Below are 16,366 nucleotides of genomic sequence, written 5' to 3'. Positions count from 1 at the left end.
GACACCACGCCAGCGGCGTCCCCGCCGAACCGGTTCACGACTGATGAAACGTGACTATTTCCCTCCGACGGCCTGCCGCTTATAACGATGCAAAATCGCTTCCATCTTATCTTTGAGCAGCAGTTTCTTCTTTTTCAGCAGGCTTTCTTCGAGAATCTCCTCTTCAGTCGGATAGGCTAATTGGGTCAGTTGACTGAGCCGCACTTCAAATTCATGGTGCTGCCGAGCTAACTCACGATATTCATCATCGGTCGCTAGCAGATGTTCTCTGAGTGAGGCCATCACCGGTTGTTCCATTCTATTCCTCCTTATGAACTGTTGATGGATTGTTCAGGCTCCACATAGGCTTGAACCACGCGCAACGTGGCAAACCACCGGCGCAACTGTTCTGGTATCGCTGTTGTTGATACCCGCTTAACTTCTCCATTTGCTGGCCACTATAGTAATACAAAAACAGAAGCCAGAGCAAGACAAAGTTTTCTATGCCTTTGAGGTGCTGATGCGCTCATTGACCGAGCGCAGAAATTTGCCGAGCGCGAAAACACAAACAAGAGCAAGGCAACGTTTTTCTGAGAACCGAAATCGGCTAGCTACACAAATTCCTATAACTGATGATTTCACACAGCCTGAGCCGCTGGCGCGAGTATCCATCATTCCTGATAAATGCGCTCGGCTGCCGCCACGCCGGAGGGACAATCATACCCAACGGCCTGAAGCGACTCATGAAGCGCATCCAGCGCGCGCAATACATTCGCCCGCGTGCTGCCGGCGCCCATCAACCCAAACCGCCAGATACGACCCTTAAGCGGGCCTAGTCCGCCGCCAATTTCAATGTTGTGGTGCTGCAATAATCGCGACCGCACCAGCTCATCCTCGACACCATCAGGCACGCGCACAGTATTCAAACTCCACAGGCGATGTTGCTCAGCAACGAGCATCTGCAAGCCCATCGCCTCAATGCCGGCGACAAACGCGCGATGGTTTAACTCGTGACGTCGCCATCGCGCTTGTAATCCCTCTTCGCGCACCACGCGTAGCGCCTCCCGCAGCGCATAGTTCATGGAAATCGGAGCTGTGTGATGATAGGTTCGCTCAGCTCCCCAATACCGTTCCACCATCGTCATGTCCAGATACCAACTCTGAACCTTGTGTTGACGCGACCGAATGCGTTCTCGCGCGCGCTCGGAAAATGTAATCGGCGCCAAGCCGGGCGGGCAGCTCAAACACTTTTGCGTGCCCGAATAACACACATCAATTTGCTGCGCGTCAACACCGACGGGCAGGCCTCCAAGCGATGTCACTGCGTCAACCACGAGCAACGCGCCATGACGGTGAGCCAGTTCAGCTAATCCGTCCAAACATTGTCGCACGCCGGTGGACGTCTCAGCATGAACAATCGCGACCAATCGAGCTGACGTTTGCTTGAGGACCTCTTCGACTTGGTTGACATCAATCGGTTCGCCCCACTCGGCGCGAATCGCCACAGGTCGGGCGCCGGCGCGACCGACAATATCAAACATGCGTTCACCAAATACGCCGTGGATACACACAATGGCCGTATCGCCGGGCTCCAGCAGGTTGACCAACGCGGCCTCCATGCCGGCGCTGCCTGTGCCCGAAATCGGGATCGTCAATCGGTTGCCCGTTTCGAAGACATACCGCAACAACTCTTGAATCTCGTCCATGATGCTCAGGAAGGCCGGGTCCAAATGTCCGAGCAATGGCTGAGCCAGCGCGTCTAGCACACGCTGCTCAACGGGGCTTGGTCCCGGCCCAAGCAATAACCGATGTGGCGTTGGATTGATCGTCATAGTTTTTTGCCTTTTTCTATCATCGCTGAAAGGAGTTTGGCGCAAGCATACACAGCCTGTGTCGCTGGCATGGTCACGCCCAGTTTGCCTGCCAATTCAACCACAGCGCCAACGATCGCTTCCAGCTCCAGGGGTCGTCCGGCTTCCACGTCCTGAAGCATGGAGGTTTTATGAAACCCGACTTTCTCAGCGCCCGCCAGTCGCTGTTCAATGGAGATGCCCAAATCTAGGCCCAGCCGCTCAGTCACTTGTTCAACTTCTCGCATCATCTGGATGGCCAATGAGCGCGTTTCGGGAAATTGGGCAATCTCGACCAACGTCGCCCGCGTCAACGCGCTTATCGGATTGAAGACAAGGTTGCCCAGCAGCTTGACCCAAATTTCGCGGCGAATATCGCTGCGGATTGGGCAGCGCAATCCAGCGCGATGAAACGCCTCGGCAATCCGTTGACACCGCTCGCTGCGTGTGCCATCCAGCTCGCCGATGGAGAAGCGCGTCCCTTCCACGTGCTCGATGACGCCCGGTTCAACAAGGATCGTCGAACAATAGACGACAGCGCCAATGATGCGTTCGACATCTAGATGCTGGCTGATCACGCCGCCCGGATCAACGCTTTGCAGCACCAGCCCGTCTAGCGGCCCGCCATGACGGTAGAAGTACCACCATGGAATCCCGTTCTGCATGGTCACAACGCTGGTGTGCGACTGCAACAGCGGGTGCAGCCGAGGCGCCACCTCAGTCAAGCTGGGCGCTTTCAACGTCAACAAGACCACGTCCACCGGACCAACGGCTGCCGGATCATCGGTCGCCTGCGGATGGGCCTGAAACTCGCCTAACGAGCCGCGCACACGCACACCATGCGCCTGCATCGCGCGCAGATGCGCGCCACGCGCAATCAGCGTCACTTCCTCACCAGACCGAGACAACATTGCGCCAACAAATGCGCCAATGGCGCCAGCGCCGACAACAGCGAATTTCATGAGCCTCCTTGTTGTTGCATCCGTCGAGCAATCTCGGCGGCAACCACGCGCCGCTGCACCTTGCCGGTAGCGGCTGTGCGCGGAATGGCATCAACCAGATGGATCACTTTCGGACATTTGAAATCGGCCAGCACCGACCGGCAATGCGCCAGCAACTGGGCTGGCGTCGCTGACGCTTTGAGCACGACGGCGGCAGCCACTTCCTCGCCGTAGACCTGATCCGGCACGGCGAACGTCACCGCCTCGGCGACCGCCGGATGCATCAGGAGCACTTCATCAATCTCGCGGGGCGAAATCTTTTCTCCGCCACGGTTGATCATTTCTTTGGTGCGCCCAACTAACGTCAGATACCCGTCGCTGTCCAACCAACCTTCATCGCCTGTGCGAAACCAACCGTCGGTGAATGATTCGGCATTTGCCTCTGGATTATTTTCATAGCCGCGGAAGACATTTGGCCCTTTGACGGCCACAGCGCCTGTGGTCCCCAGCGGCAGATGATGTCCTTGATCGTCCAGAATAGCAATGCTGACGCCTGTTCCAGGCCCTACGGAACCAGGCTTGCGGCGGCCCGGCGGCAGCGGATTGGAGGTCATCTGATGAGCCGCTTCGGTCATCCCATAGGCCTCCACCACAGGCACACCGAAGCTCTCTTCCATCTGCGCCATCATCGCCGGCGGTAACGGCGCGCTGGATGAACGAATGAAGCGCAACTGTTCGGCGCCGGCGGGCCGCGTCCCTGGCTTGACGCGCGATAGTAGCAATTGATGAATGGTCGGCACAGCAGAGAACCACGTCACACCATACTGCCGAACGGTTGACCAAAATGACAAAGCATTAAATCGCGGCACAATCACCACCGTGCCCCCTGCCCAGAGCGCAGCGAGCGTTGAACCGACCAGGCCGTGCACGTGATAAAGCGGCATCACACAGAAGGAGACATCCTCAGACGACAATTGGTAAGTCTGTGCAATCTGTCGCGCCGACGCAATCAAGTTCGTATGCGACAGCGGCACGCACTTGGGCCGGCTGGTTGTCCCGCTGGTATGCAGCACGAGCGCTGTCTCTTCAGGATGCGGTTGCGCCGGCTCTCGTTCTACTCCGATTCGTCCCGATGAAACGACCTGGAGGCGCCCTTCAGTGCCCACCTGAGCACGCAGAATGATGATGCCTTCATCGGCGGCGGCCAGCGCCTCATCAGCGCCCTGCGGCTGCACAATCAGCGCCTTGGCCCGCGTGTCTTGAAGATAGAACGCGAACTCATCGCGCTTATAGGCAGGATTGAGCGGCGCGGCTGTGGCTGCATGGGCTGCGGCCAGAAAAGCAATAAGCGCCTCCAATCCGTTGGGCAGCGCCATGGCGATGCGATCATCACGGCCAAGGCCCAGACGATTGAACATTGCGCTCAGCTCATCTACCTGCCGGCGCAACTGGTCATAGGTGATCGAGACACCAGCGCCGGCAACGACTAGGGCGACCTTCGCCGGCTGGCCGCGCTCCAACAAATCGCGAATCGTTTCCGACTGGTTCACTGTGCTCATCTTTTTCATCCTCGCCGTCCGTTCATCTGCGCTGCCTGGCAGAGCGGCGGATCAGCAGTTCATCTTTTCATCCTCGCCGTCCGTTCGTTTGCCTGCTCTCCTTTCACTTCAAATATAACCTGAACGGCGCAGCCACTGCTCGGTCTGTTTCATGCCTTCGGCCAGCGACACGCGCGGCTCATATCCCAGCATCCGCCTTGCTTTGGTAATATCGAACCAACCCGTCTGCGTCCAGTACTCCACCTGGACCGGATCGAGCTTGGATAAAGCCTCTGCTCTGGACATGCTCGGTAATGAATCGCGTCCCACCATGCGCGCATAATAGCCAAGAAATTCTTTCCACGTGACCTTCGTTCCGTCACTCACAACGAACACCTCGCCGACGGCGGCTGTATGGCGCGCAGCCAGTTGCATGGCGTCAACGAGATTATCAATGTAGACCGGATTGGCCATGCCTTGTCCATCGTCAATCAAGCTCAACTGCCCCGATTTGATCATCGCAATCATCCAGACTGTCCAGAACGAAGAGCGCGGCCCGTAGACATTGGCTGGGCGAATGACAACGACAGGCAAGCCTCGTTGCCGATGATACGCCAGGGCAAGCTGTTCAGATTCGATCTTTGAGTTAGCATAGCCCTCGCGACCGAACTGATACTCATCGGTCTCATCGGCCCCTTCGCGCGGACTGGTTCCATACACAGCAATGCTGCTGACATGCACAAACCGGCGGACGCCGGCTTGCAGAGCAGCTTCCAGCATGTTTCGCGTTCCTTCCACATTGACGCGGTGAAATACTTGAGCGTCAGTTGTCGCATCGTGCATCAATGCGGCGCAATGAAAAACGAGATCGCAATCGCTCAGAGCGGCGTCAAGCGAACGGCGATCGGTGATGTCGCCCTGAACGAGATCAACATTGCCAGCGATCAAAGACCGAGCTTTCTCCAGATGCCTGACCAAGGCTCGCAGACGCACTCCTGAATTCATGGCCAAACGTTCAATCAGTCGTCCGCCGACGAAACCGGTTGCGCCTGTCACCAATACATTGTCGAATTTCACATCTGGCGAGCGCGACATACAGATCAAGATCGGTCACTCAGACTTCAATCTAAATTGACGATGACGTTTTTCAATTGCGTGTAGTGCCGCATGACTTCAACGCCGTCAATGCGACCAAACCCGCTGCGTTTGTATCCGCCTGTGGGCGCCTCGATGCCGCTGGTGAAATACCGGTTGACGTAGATGCTGCCGGCTTGCAGGTGGGCGGCCATGTAATGAGCGGTTTTCAGGTCGCGGGTCCACACGGCGGCGGCCAGCCCATACGATGTGCCGTTAGCGATGGCCAAGGCTTCATCGGCATCGTCAAACACCAGCACAGAGAGGACAGGTCCGAAAATTTCTTCCTGAGCGATGCGCATCTGATGGGTAACGCCGTCGAAAATAGTCGGCGCAAGGAAGTAACCATCGGCCAGCGCCTCATCGGTCAATCGTTGGCCGCCGATGGCCACGGCCGCGCCTTCTGCCACGCCAACTTCAATATACCCCAACACGCGATTGAGTTGGCGTTCAGAAATGACCGGCCCCATATCGGGATTATCCAATCCACGTCCCACACGAAGCTGACCGGTGCGCTCGATCAGCCTTGACATGAACTGATCATGGATCGCTCGCTGCAACAACAAGCGTGAGCCGGCCGTGCAGACTTGGCCTGACGCTGTGAAAATCGCTATGAGGGCATACATCAGCGCCGTCTCCAGGTTGGCATCAGCAAAAACAATGTTGGCTGATTTACCGCCCAGCTCCAAACTGACAGGGATGACATGCTGCGCGGCCTGTTTCATCACCTCGCGGCCTGTTTCAATCGAGCCAGTAAACGAGATCGCGTCAAGCCCGGGATGACCAGCCAACGCCGCGCCAGCTTCAGGTCCTAATCCGGTCACCACGTTGAACACGCCGTCGGGGGCGCCCTCCTGCTTCAGTATCTCGGCCAGTCGCAGCATGCTCAATTGCGCTTCTTCCGCCGGTTTCAACACAATCGTGTTGCCGGCGGCCAAGGCCGGCGCCACACACGCGCTGCCTGCCCACAACGGGCTGTTCCACGGGATGATGATGCCAACGACGCCGAGCGGCTCGCGTAACGTGTAATCCAGATGATTGCCAGGCACAGGGATGGTCTCTCCGCCAAGTTTGTCCGCTAAGCCGCCGTAATACTCGAACCGACGCGCCGCGACATGGTGAACGATCATCTGACAATCGCGCAGCGGAAATCCCGTGTCAATACATTCCAGATACGCCAGCTCATCCGCTTCGCTGCGCAGGCGAGCGGCCACGCGATGCAGGAGGCGGCCACGGTCACTCGGCTCAACCTTGCGCCACACATGGAACGCGCGGCGCGCAGCTTCAACGGCCCGATCAACATCGTCGGCGCTGCCGCGCGCCACGTGCGCGCACACCTGTCCTGTGGATGGATCAATGTCGGCAAAGTAATCGCCTGAAGATGGCGCAACCCAAGCTCCGTTGATGAAATGATCGTATCGTTTCACATCCATCAATGACGCTCCTCTGGTCTGAGCAGTTGACTCACGGTGACAAAGTCGTCTTTCAAGTGCTGATACAACCTGCGGTACAGTTCAAACAGCTTGGTATACATCTCATGGTGAGACACACGTGGCTCCATGACGGCGCGAAACTTCACCATTGCCTCAGCCGCTTCAGACAAATCGGTAAAGCGGCCAACGCCCCAGCCGGCGATGATCGCGGCGCCCAGCAAGCCGGAATCGCCAATCTGCGGCACGAGCACAGGAACGCCAACCACGTCGGCCTTGATTTGACTCCACAAGTCGCTTTTGGCGCCGCCACCGGCGACGCGGATTTCGTCAATAGCGCCGCCGACTTCTTCAATCACGTGGCACACATCACGCACGGCCAACGCGACCGATTCCAACACAGCACGAGCAAAATGCGCCCGCCCATGTGTCTCACTGATGCCGAAGAAGACCGCGCGAGCATGATGGTCGAAGATAGGCGAGCGTTCACCCACCAGATATGGCAAAGCGAGCAAGCCGTCAGCGCCGACCGATACGTCCTCGGCTTCACGAATGGCCGTGCCAAATGAGTCCGGCTCGTGATTGTAGAAATGGCGAACAAACCACTCCAACAAAATTCCGCCGGTTGACATTGCGCCGCCGACGATCCAATGGCGGCCGGTCAGATGCGGCATGCATTGCAGTCGGTTTTGCGGATCAACCAGCGCTTGGTCCCAGACGAGCGCCACGCCATCAGATGTGCCGACCGTGTTGCAGACGACACCCGGACGGGTCGTGGCCGTGCCAATCCAGGCGGCGAATGAATCAATCGTTCCGGCGATCACCGGCAATCCGCTGGGCAGCCCTACCTGAGCGGCCACTGCCGGCAGCACGCCGCCGACATGCTCTCCGAGCTTACAGACGCGAGACGGAAATTTATCTAACGCAAGACCGGCGCTGAGCGCATCAGATGGCGACCAGGCCAGTTGATCCCCGACGGGGCAAAAGCTAGCCGCCTGCCCGGTCATTTTGAAACTCAGATAATCGAATGAGTCGAAGACCCAGCGCGTCCGTTCATAGGAATTTGGTTCGTGTCGCTTGAGCCACAGCAGGCGCGGCAGCGGTGTGAATGATAAGTGCGCGCCGAGCGCCTCCGTCAGCTCGCTGATCTCCTGTGCGACTCGTCGGTCCGACCATATAAGCGCCGGGCGCACCGGCTCGCCCCGCTCATCCACACAGACCAGTGAAGGCGACAACCCCGTCAGGCCAATGCCTTCGATCCGCGTGGCATCGCACTGAGCAACGCATTGACTGACCGCGCGACACGTGGCGTCCCACCATGCCTGCGGCTCCTGCTCAGCCCAGCCCGGATGTGGCGTCAGCGTCTCGTACCCGACGCCCGATTGCGCTACCAGTGAGCCATCGCTGGCGAATACGCCCGCTTTCACGCCCGACGTGCCCAGATCAATCGCCAACAACAGGTGCCGATGGTTCATCTGTTTGACTCCAACACTTCAAGCGCCTGCTGGACGGAAGCCTGACCGTGAATAATTCGATGCAAAGCTGTCACCATCGCTTGCGGTCGCGGATGACCCCACACGTTTCGCCCGATCACCACGCCGCTGGCGCCTGCGTCCATCGCCTGCTTGACCATGCTCAGCAACGCGCGATCATCATCCTTGCGGCTGCCACCCAGCACCAACACAGGACGATAACTATGCGCAACCACCGAACGAAACTCATCAACGGAGCCGACAAACTCCGTCTTGATGAAATCAGCGCCCAGCTCAATCCCAATCCTGACAGCCAAGCGTGTGGCTTCCACCGTGCGTAAGCTCCAGTTGGTGAAACCACCGGGGATCATCTCCGGCATCAACGGCATGCCCCATCTCTGGCACTGCGCCGCCAGCGTTGCGATATTTCCCAATGTTTGCGCTTCCAATGGGCTTCCAGGAAATCCCATGCAGGCCACCGCATCGGCGCCCAACCGCAGCGCATCTTCGACTGAGTAGAGCAGCCGGTAGTCTCCACTGCTGCCTTCGAGCTCAGAACTGCCGCCATCCACACGCAGAATGACGCCAACCGATTTCAACTGGTGATAGAAATGCTTGAGTATCCCCGGCGTTGTTAACACCGCATCAGCGCCGCCCGCCACCACGGCGGCGATGACCTGGCCAGGGTCAGACAGCGATGGATAGACATTCAATCCACCGCCATGATCCATAGCGACCACCAAGCTGCGGCCGTCCTCGCCAAACAACCGATACATGCGTCTGTTGGTAAACACTGGTGTCTTGCTCATTGTTTTTCTCCGCGCGCTGCTCACTGCTCACAGGTAGCGCGCGCCATTGATTAACAGAGTTGCTGACGCTCAGATGGCATGCTCAGGCCGGAAAATCGTTGGCGCGGTGACCGGCGTCTCCAGCGCCCGAAGCGCCGTCTGGATGATCTCGCGTCGAACTTGAATATCGAATGGAGGCGGCAGGTTCGGATCGCCGCACGGATGCGGAATCTTTCGTCCCACAACCACGCGAGCAGCCCCGACTTGCTGGGCAAGTTGATCCATCGCTGAGATGATGACCACTGGCATACCAATTCTGTCCAATTCTTTGGAGAGCGCTGCGCCGCAGCGCGTGCAGGTCCCTCAGGTCGCTACCAACAACGCCGCGTCAACACCGGCTTCGCGGAGCGAGGCGGCTATCTGTTGGCCAGCTTGCCGAGCCACTTTCAAACTAGTTCCCACGCCTGTGATCGAATAGAACTCATCATGCAAGCGACCAAACTCCTCTCCTGCTTTCTCGCGTAACACATCCAGCGGAAGAACCAGATGCGGGTTCTGCTGAGCATAGGCTGTATTGAACCCTCCATGAATGACCTCCCAATCCTGGCCGCGAAGCGTCGGCGCATCGGGCAAGCGATACTGGCGCCACTGAGTCGCGTTGAACATTCTGAATTTGTCCGGATTGCCCCTGGGCACCAGACCGGAGGTGGTGATCAGAGCCAATCGCGCTGTCTTCACGTTTTTCAGCGGCGGCGCCGGCGGCACCATTTCAAATTGCTCGATAGGAATTTCCGTCTCGAATGGTTCTCCATTGAGCTTGGCCATGAGCATGCGAAACGCTCGCTCGTAGCCCGGCGTATCGGTCATCTGCAATCGTCGCTGGCCTGTGGGGATATAGCCTTCGAGCTTGGCCGGGCCAATCGGTTCACCGCGACCTAGCCGAACAGCCCAATCGGCGAGCTTGGGTAAGACCTTTGGCATGTCGCCAGCGCGGTCGCTCGTCGGCAGAATCCACAAGCCGCTCACTCTGCGATGATTCTCAACGGCCGGATTCTCCGGATACATCGCCGTCACTGCGCGAATGTTCAATCGTTCGCTCAGTGCTTTGCCGACCTGCCCGCAGGCAAATCCGTATCGCCCGGCATTGAACGCTGGCCCGGCCACCAGCACATCCGGCTGATAAGCTGGGACAACTTGCTCAAGCTCTGCAAGCACAGCATCCGTGTGACTGCTGAAAAAATTATCGCCACAAATGAACGTGGCAACGACCTGGCCGCGGTCGCCCAGCGCTTTCTGCAACCCAAGTCCGGGACCGACCGGCCCATCGCGCACTTGTAACGGTGTATCGGCTTTCTCTTCACCGCCGATACCGCCGAAAAATTGATTCAGGTAATGCACAACGCGAATTTGCTTGGACATGCTCACCTCCAACCATCAGAGTTGCGCTCGCTCGCGCACGGCCTTGACCCGCGCCGAGATGGCTTCACTGGGCAAGACCATTTCCATCAACTCCACCTGCTCGCTGTAGACGTCTGGCGGAATCTGCTGTTTGATCTCCGGCTCGAAGATGCAATAAACGGGCAGTCTCAACGCAACGCCGGCCAACGGACCAGCATACGTCGGATCACCCACCGTCACCGTCTCGGCATACATCTCGGCGGCATCAGGATCGGGCGAGCCGAGAATGACTACCACATCTTCGCTGCCAATCTCTTCAATTTTAGCTTTGATCGCACCTTGATCCTCAAGGTCCATAGCGCCGGCGGCCGTTCAGACGAAGCACTGGTTGATCGCCAGCACGACTTCGCCGCCAGCCGCCTTAACGCATTCACTCAAGGCCGTGCCTTGCACGCCGTCGCGTTCACCGAGCACGATCACTTTCTTTCCAGCCAGTTGCATAGTGCCTTGACCTCCTGTTATTCACTCCATGAGATTGCCCAGTTGCGCCTCGACCCACGGTTGCAGCGCATCAGCGTGAATATCGCCGCTGAGCCGGGCTTGCTCCTGACCACGATTGAAAAACAGAAATGTGGGGAGCGACAACACTTTCAACTCGACACACAGCTTGCGGTTCTCTTGAGCGTTCACTTTCACCACTTTCAATTGCTCCGAGAAACGAGTAGACAGCTCTTCAACCAGTGGCATCAAGGCTAAACAGGGACCACATCGGGGACCCCAAAAGTCAACCAAGACCGGCTTGGATGCCTGTTTGACTTCTTGCTCAAATGTCTCTCTGGTCACATCAATCATCGTGATCACTCCGCCTGTGTGATGTATCTGGCGCCTGCGCCTCCAGAATGAACGACATGCCATCGGCCAGATTGGTCATCTTGCCGAGAAACAAACTGCCTTTGCCGATAAACATCGCCGAGCGCAACGAGCCACTGAGCATCGCATCGCGCGCATGCCCTAGATAAGGCACAGCCGATGGCACATGTCCTTGCGTCGGCGAAAAGCCCGGCAGCCCATGCGTCCGCTCAAAACTGTTGACAGCGTCTCGCGGCAGCTCCTTGCGCAACGCAGCCAAACCGGCAATGACGCGGTAATTGTGTTGCGGCACATTCCCGCTGCCGGCGGGTTCCGTCACTTCGGGATTGTGCAGCTCGACAGCATACCGCTCGACCTCAGGGATCGTTCGCCCCAGCTTGCTCAACGGCTCGACAACCAGCGCCTGAGCAATAGCCTGTGCCGAGCCCCCATACCGAATATCATGCTTGCCAATTGCGTCCAAGCGGATGACGGGATTGAAACCGTCATCCGGCCCGATCAAAATCGCGAAACTACCCAGAACGTCTTCCAAAATCGGCATGTCATGGGCAAGGTGGCCGCGAAACTTCATCCCAAGTTTGCCCAACGCACCGCCGCCAACAACTAACACCTGCTGAAAAATCCCCGATTGAACTAATCCGCCGGCCACGATTACGCCGTGAATCGGGCCACAGCAAAACGCCTTGAGATCGCTGCCCGTGCTGTTGCGGCAACCGGCTAACTCAGCCATCGCTTTGGCCAGATTGCCGGCGCCGCGTTGATAGCGGTCGCCAACTGCTTCCTCGCCTGTATTGATCACATACTCGATGGTGAGCGGGTTGATCTGATCACAGTGATACGCTTGCAGCAACCAGCGCATGGCTAGCACCCCTGTTGCTTTGCAGGCGAGATTCTCCAGCAAAATCGTCGGTGTTAAAAACGGGTCTTCATCATGGCCCGGCGCAATACAACCCACAATCTGCCCATCCAGATAAAACGGCAAAGCCCCTTCCTGCGTCACACGAGCTTGAATCGCCTCCGGCGCATGACCAGCTCCCAGCCGCTTGACCTCATCCGGGTGAAACAACGGGTGGCCGGCCAACTTTTCAGCAACCTGCTCGACAAACGACTGCTCCAGCCAAATCAGATCGAACTCGTCAGCCAGACGAAGCAAACCCAGGAGCTCGTCTTCAGGCATGATCTCACCATAAGGCCCGAATCGCAGAGCGGCGCCTGTTTGCTTCCACCATGGTCGCGCCGTATCCCAGAGGGCCTCTGGCGGCATATTGCCGATGAAGACTTGATTGGGCGGATAGGCAACCGCTTCTTCATACGTGCGAAGATGCCGATCTATCTGTTCAATCATGCTCGGCTCTTTCCGCAATTCACGCTCCGGCTTCGAGCCATAGCGCACCAGATTCGGCGTATGAGCCAACGCGTAGGAGACAGCTTTGATCACAGGAAATCTCATAGGCACGAGTTTGACAACGTGAGGCCCGGCGCACACCGACCCGCCACAGCGCTCAGCAGGTGAGCCACCGGCTCCACACCTGCCTGCGCCCACATGATCGAACTGAGAGAGGCCTCATCTGATTTTTCCCAAAGGCGCTTCATACCATCAACCGACTTGAACCTTGCGACCAACGCCGGTGCATCATAGTACCTGCGTATATCTGACGCAACCTGCCTTCAATTTGAGCTCAGGGCATTTGCTCAATACCCCATCGCGCACCCATCGCGACGCGGGTCTGATCCACCCTGGAGCGTGCCATATTCGGGATGAATCAAGATAGCCTGTCCACCACCAAAAAACGCATCGCTGCCCTTGAGCTGGTGGCCGCGTCGCTCAAGCTCATGCCAGACAGCCGTCGGCATACCAGCTTCTAACGCGATGTCCGCGCCCGCTCCCAGGTACTGCCACCGTGGCGCATCCAACGCATCTTGCACGTTCATCCCGAAATCAATGACGTTGCACACAAACTGGACTTGCCCCTGCGCTTGCATATCCGCGCCCATCACACCAAACGCGATGAGCGGGCGGCCTTGATAAACGATCATGGCTGGAATGATCGTGTGGCGCGTTCGCTTATGCGGCGCAATGACGTTGACGTGCGCCGGATCAAGCGAAAAACTTGCTCCACGATTTTGCAGCACGATGCCCGTCTCACCTACTGTCAGCCCCGAACCGAACGGATGAAAGATGCTATTGATAAACGAAACAACATTGCCCTCAGCATCGGCCACGCATAGATAAACAGTATCACCGCCAGCCGGCGTGCCCGGCGTTGGATGACGGACGGCCTGCGTCATGGAAATCCGCGCGCGTTGCTGCCGGGCATACGCGTGCGACAGCAAGCTATCAACGGGAGCATGGTAAAACTCAGGGTCGGTGATGTAGCGATTGCGATCGGCAAACGCCAGCTTCAGCGCTTCCAGTTGAAGATGCACCGTATCCGGCGTGTTGTGTCCCAGCGCAGCCAAATCATCCTGCTGCAACGTGCACAGCGTTTCCAGTACAACGAGTCCTTGCGTGTTGGGCGGCAGTTGCAGGATGTCATAACCACGATACGTGATCGCCAACGGCTCAACCCACGTTGAGCGATGGTCTTTGAAGTCGGCTAACGTCAACAATCCGCCATGCGCCTGAGAAAATCGAACGATGGCATCAGCAAGCTCGCCTCGATAAAACACATCGGGGCCACCTTCCGCGATCATGCGCAACGTGCGCGCCAAACGCGGATTGCGGAAACGCTCACCGGCGCGCGGCGCGCGGCCATCGGCTCGTAACCACGTGCTGGCTGAATCAGGATGACGGGCTAACACCTCTTGCATGAGCGCCCACGTCTGCGCCGTCTGTGGCGCGACAGCGAAACCATCTTCAGCCGCCTCAATCGCTGGCTTCAGTACATCGGCCAGCGTCATACGGCCAAATCGCTGCAACGCGCTCGCCCATCCATCAACTGTGCCCGGCACAGTGACGGCCAGAATATGATCGAGCGGAATCTGGCCTGTCTCGTCTGTCCCTAGCCGCCGCTGATATTCGTCGAGCGTCGCCGCAGAAGGCGAACGTCCGCTTCCATTCAAAGCAAAAACCTTGCCTGAGCTGGCTTGATAAATCAACGCGAACACATCGCCGCCAACGCCGGTAGACATGGGTTCAACCACACTCAGCATAGCAGCAGCGGCAATGGCGGCATCCACGGCGTTTCCACCCTGTCGCAAAATGTCCAGGCCAACCAGCGTCGCCAATGGTTGACTGGTGGCAACCATAGCATGCGTGCTCATCACCGCCGAGCGGGATGGACCAAACCGATTCGCTCTGTCAAATGAGAGTGTCAACATAAACGCGCGTTCGTTTCAGATCGGCTGAAGTGATTCAACGTCCTCATCCCGTGATGTCCTCATCGCCGTGATATTCTCATCCCAGCGCGTTCACGACAACATGCTCGTGAACTCATAGATGATCGGTAACAGGCTACACTCACAATCACGCATTCTCTTCGTTTGATCATCCGTCCTCGCTCGGCGATTCCCAATTGCGATATGGTCCAAGCCGGGTCATCAAGAATGTGCCGACCACGACGGCGATCAGGAAAATTCCTAAGACCAACCGATATGAGCCGGTCACGTCAAACCCCAGACCCATGATCGGCGGACCGACGATGCCTCCGGCGGTGAAACTGATCATCATATAACCGAAGACCTCACTGAACGAGCGTAGACCAAAATACCGGCTGACCAGATAGGCCATGATCTCGCCTTCGGCGCCCATGCCCATGCCTACCAGGAATGCCGCCAGATAAGCCAACCCGCCGCTTGCGCCGCTCCAGAGCAGAAAAATACCCAGCGCCGCGCCAGAGAAAAAACCGACCGCAACACGAGAAGCGAAATAACGATCCAACAAGTAGCCACTGCCGACACGTCCGGGAATGACCGCGCCGCCAAACAACGATGTCGCAAATGCGGCCGCTTGGGCTGTCATGCCACGATCCACCAGCATGGGCACCAGATGAATCAAACAACCGATCACACTGACGGCCACGAGAAAAACCGCTGTGAACATCAACCAGAAGGTGCCAGTGGAGAGCGACTCCCGTCCGCTCAGGCCGCCAATCGCCAGACCAGATGTATTCGTGTTGCCCTCAACCGGCGGTTGGCCATCGGGCCACGTGCCCATCATCGCCGGTTTTTCTTTCAACAAAAGTCCTACCGGCAGCGGAACCAGCAACACAGCCAGGCCAACAAGCAAATACGTATGCCGCCATCCGACGTGCTCAATCAGAGCCTGCACCAGTGAAGGCATCGTGAAGTTGCTCAAGCCAACGCCGATCATCGCCAATCCCAATGCCAGACCGCGCCGCCGATTAAACCAGTGGGCAATCACACCGAAATAAGTCACCACGGTCGAACCGGCGCCCACAGCCCCCATGAGCAGGCAAACAACGTAGAAATGCCAGAGTCGCGCTGAAAGCTCATGCAATGAGATCAAACACAGCCCAAATCCAATGACTGATGGAATGATCACCTTGCGGGCACCGTAGCGATCGGCCCATCGCCCGACCAGTGGCATGGCGATGGCATACGTAATCAGCGAAAGCGAGTAAGCCACCGACAAGGCTGAACGACTCCACTGAAATTCTTGGCCGATGGCGCGTGCAAACACGCTGAACGTGAAATTGAACACGGCGCCATAGCCAAGGAACATGCCGATGGCGGCGACCACCACAATCCACCAACCATAAAACATCTGGCGACGTGCACCGATTGCTTGACTGCAACTGAAATCAGACATAGCACAGCTTTACCGAGACAACTCAGTGAATCATAGCAACGCCGACGGGCTGCTTGTCGGGCTTGCCAACACCAACGGACTGCTCAGAGGCGCGCCTCGTTCGGCGCGTGTTGGAGCTGATTATGGAACAGGTGGTGAGCCGTGCAGGAATCGAACCTGCGACCCTCTGGTTAAAAGCCAGATGCTCTACCAACT

General features: G+C 57.7%; 14 protein-coding genes. All 14 read right to left on the bottom strand.

Annotation, left to right across the window (positions count from 1 at the left end; genetic code table 11):
• Nucleotides 1–54: 54 nt before the first annotated feature.
• The 14 genes from NZ823_06190 to NZ823_06125 all read right to left on the bottom strand — a co-directional run bounded on the left by NZ823_06190 (nucleotide 55) and on the right by NZ823_06125 (nucleotide 16,171).
• Nucleotides 55–297, bottom strand: a complete 243-nt coding sequence (locus NZ823_06190; protein ID MCS6804724.1) for a hypothetical protein — start codon at nucleotides 295–297, stop codon at nucleotides 55–57.
• A gap of 353 nt (nucleotides 298–650) precedes the next feature.
• Nucleotides 651–1,811, bottom strand: a complete 1,161-nt coding sequence (locus tag NZ823_06185) for an alanine--glyoxylate aminotransferase family protein (protein ID MCS6804723.1) — start codon at nucleotides 1,809–1,811, stop codon at nucleotides 651–653.
• Nucleotides 1,808–2,791, bottom strand: coding sequence for a 2-dehydropantoate 2-reductase (locus NZ823_06180; GenBank protein MCS6804722.1), 984 nt, complete (start codon nucleotides 2,789–2,791; stop codon nucleotides 1,808–1,810). Before NZ823_06180 ends, NZ823_06185 begins: the two co-directional genes overlap by 4 nt.
• Nucleotides 2,788–4,329: an acyl--CoA ligase gene (locus NZ823_06175; GenBank protein ID MCS6804721.1), complete on the bottom strand. Its 1,542-nt coding sequence runs from the start codon at nucleotides 4,327–4,329 to the stop codon at nucleotides 2,788–2,790. Before NZ823_06175 ends, NZ823_06180 begins: the two co-directional genes overlap by 4 nt.
• A 108-nt stretch (nucleotides 4,330–4,437) precedes the next feature.
• Nucleotides 4,438–5,403 carry an NAD-dependent epimerase/dehydratase family protein gene (locus tag NZ823_06170; GenBank protein MCS6804720.1) on the bottom strand — a complete coding sequence of 322 codons (966 nt, stop codon included), beginning with the start codon at nucleotides 5,401–5,403 and terminating at the stop codon, nucleotides 4,438–4,440.
• 26 nt (nucleotides 5,404–5,429) lie between these two features.
• A complete protein-coding gene (locus tag NZ823_06165) occupies nucleotides 5,430–6,875 on the bottom strand; it encodes an aldehyde dehydrogenase family protein (protein MCS6804719.1) in 1,446 nt (481 codons plus the stop codon).
• Complete coding sequence (locus NZ823_06160) at nucleotides 6,875–8,347, bottom strand: FGGY family carbohydrate kinase (GenBank protein ID MCS6804718.1); 1,473 nt, start codon at nucleotides 8,345–8,347, stop codon at nucleotides 6,875–6,877. The genes NZ823_06165 and NZ823_06160 overlap by 1 nt, the downstream gene beginning before the upstream one ends.
• Nucleotides 8,344–9,153, bottom strand: coding sequence for a fructose-bisphosphate aldolase (locus tag NZ823_06155; protein ID MCS6804717.1), 810 nt, complete (start codon nucleotides 9,151–9,153; stop codon nucleotides 8,344–8,346). Before NZ823_06155 ends, NZ823_06160 begins: the two co-directional genes overlap by 4 nt.
• Nucleotides 9,154–9,222: 69 nt before the next feature.
• Nucleotides 9,223–10,551 (bottom strand): glycine/betaine/sarcosine/D-proline family reductase selenoprotein B, encoded by a 1,329-nt coding sequence (locus NZ823_06150; protein ID MCS6804716.1) that lies wholly within the window; start codon nucleotides 10,549–10,551, stop codon nucleotides 9,223–9,225.
• 15 nt (nucleotides 10,552–10,566) lie between these two features.
• Nucleotides 10,567–11,031, bottom strand: a complete 465-nt coding sequence (gene grdA / locus NZ823_06145; protein MCS6804715.1) for a glycine/sarcosine/betaine reductase complex selenoprotein A — start codon at nucleotides 11,029–11,031, stop codon at nucleotides 10,567–10,569.
• A 21-nt stretch (nucleotides 11,032–11,052) separates the two neighbouring features.
• Nucleotides 11,053–11,382, bottom strand: coding sequence for a thioredoxin (locus NZ823_06140; GenBank protein ID MCS6804714.1), 330 nt, complete (start codon nucleotides 11,380–11,382; stop codon nucleotides 11,053–11,055).
• Complete coding sequence (gene grdC / locus NZ823_06135; protein ID MCS6804713.1) at nucleotides 11,375–12,838, bottom strand: glycine/sarcosine/betaine reductase complex component C subunit beta; 1,464 nt, start codon at nucleotides 12,836–12,838, stop codon at nucleotides 11,375–11,377. Before grdC ends, NZ823_06140 begins: the two co-directional genes overlap by 8 nt.
• Nucleotides 12,839–13,092: 254 nt before the next feature.
• A complete protein-coding gene (gene ggt, locus NZ823_06130; GenBank protein MCS6804712.1) occupies nucleotides 13,093–14,649 on the bottom strand; it encodes a gamma-glutamyltransferase in 1,557 nt (518 codons plus the stop codon).
• A 238-nt stretch (nucleotides 14,650–14,887) separates the two neighbouring features.
• Nucleotides 14,888–16,171, bottom strand: coding sequence for an MFS transporter (locus NZ823_06125; protein ID MCS6804711.1), 1,284 nt, complete (start codon nucleotides 16,169–16,171; stop codon nucleotides 14,888–14,890).
• Between the last annotated feature and the right edge of the window lie 195 nt (nucleotides 16,172–16,366).

The sequence above is a fragment of the Blastocatellia bacterium genome (assembly GCA_025054955.1).
Taxonomy (GTDB): domain Bacteria; phylum Acidobacteriota; class Blastocatellia; order HR10; family J050; genus JANWZE01.
This window is presented reverse-complemented; position numbering and strand designations above follow the sequence as displayed.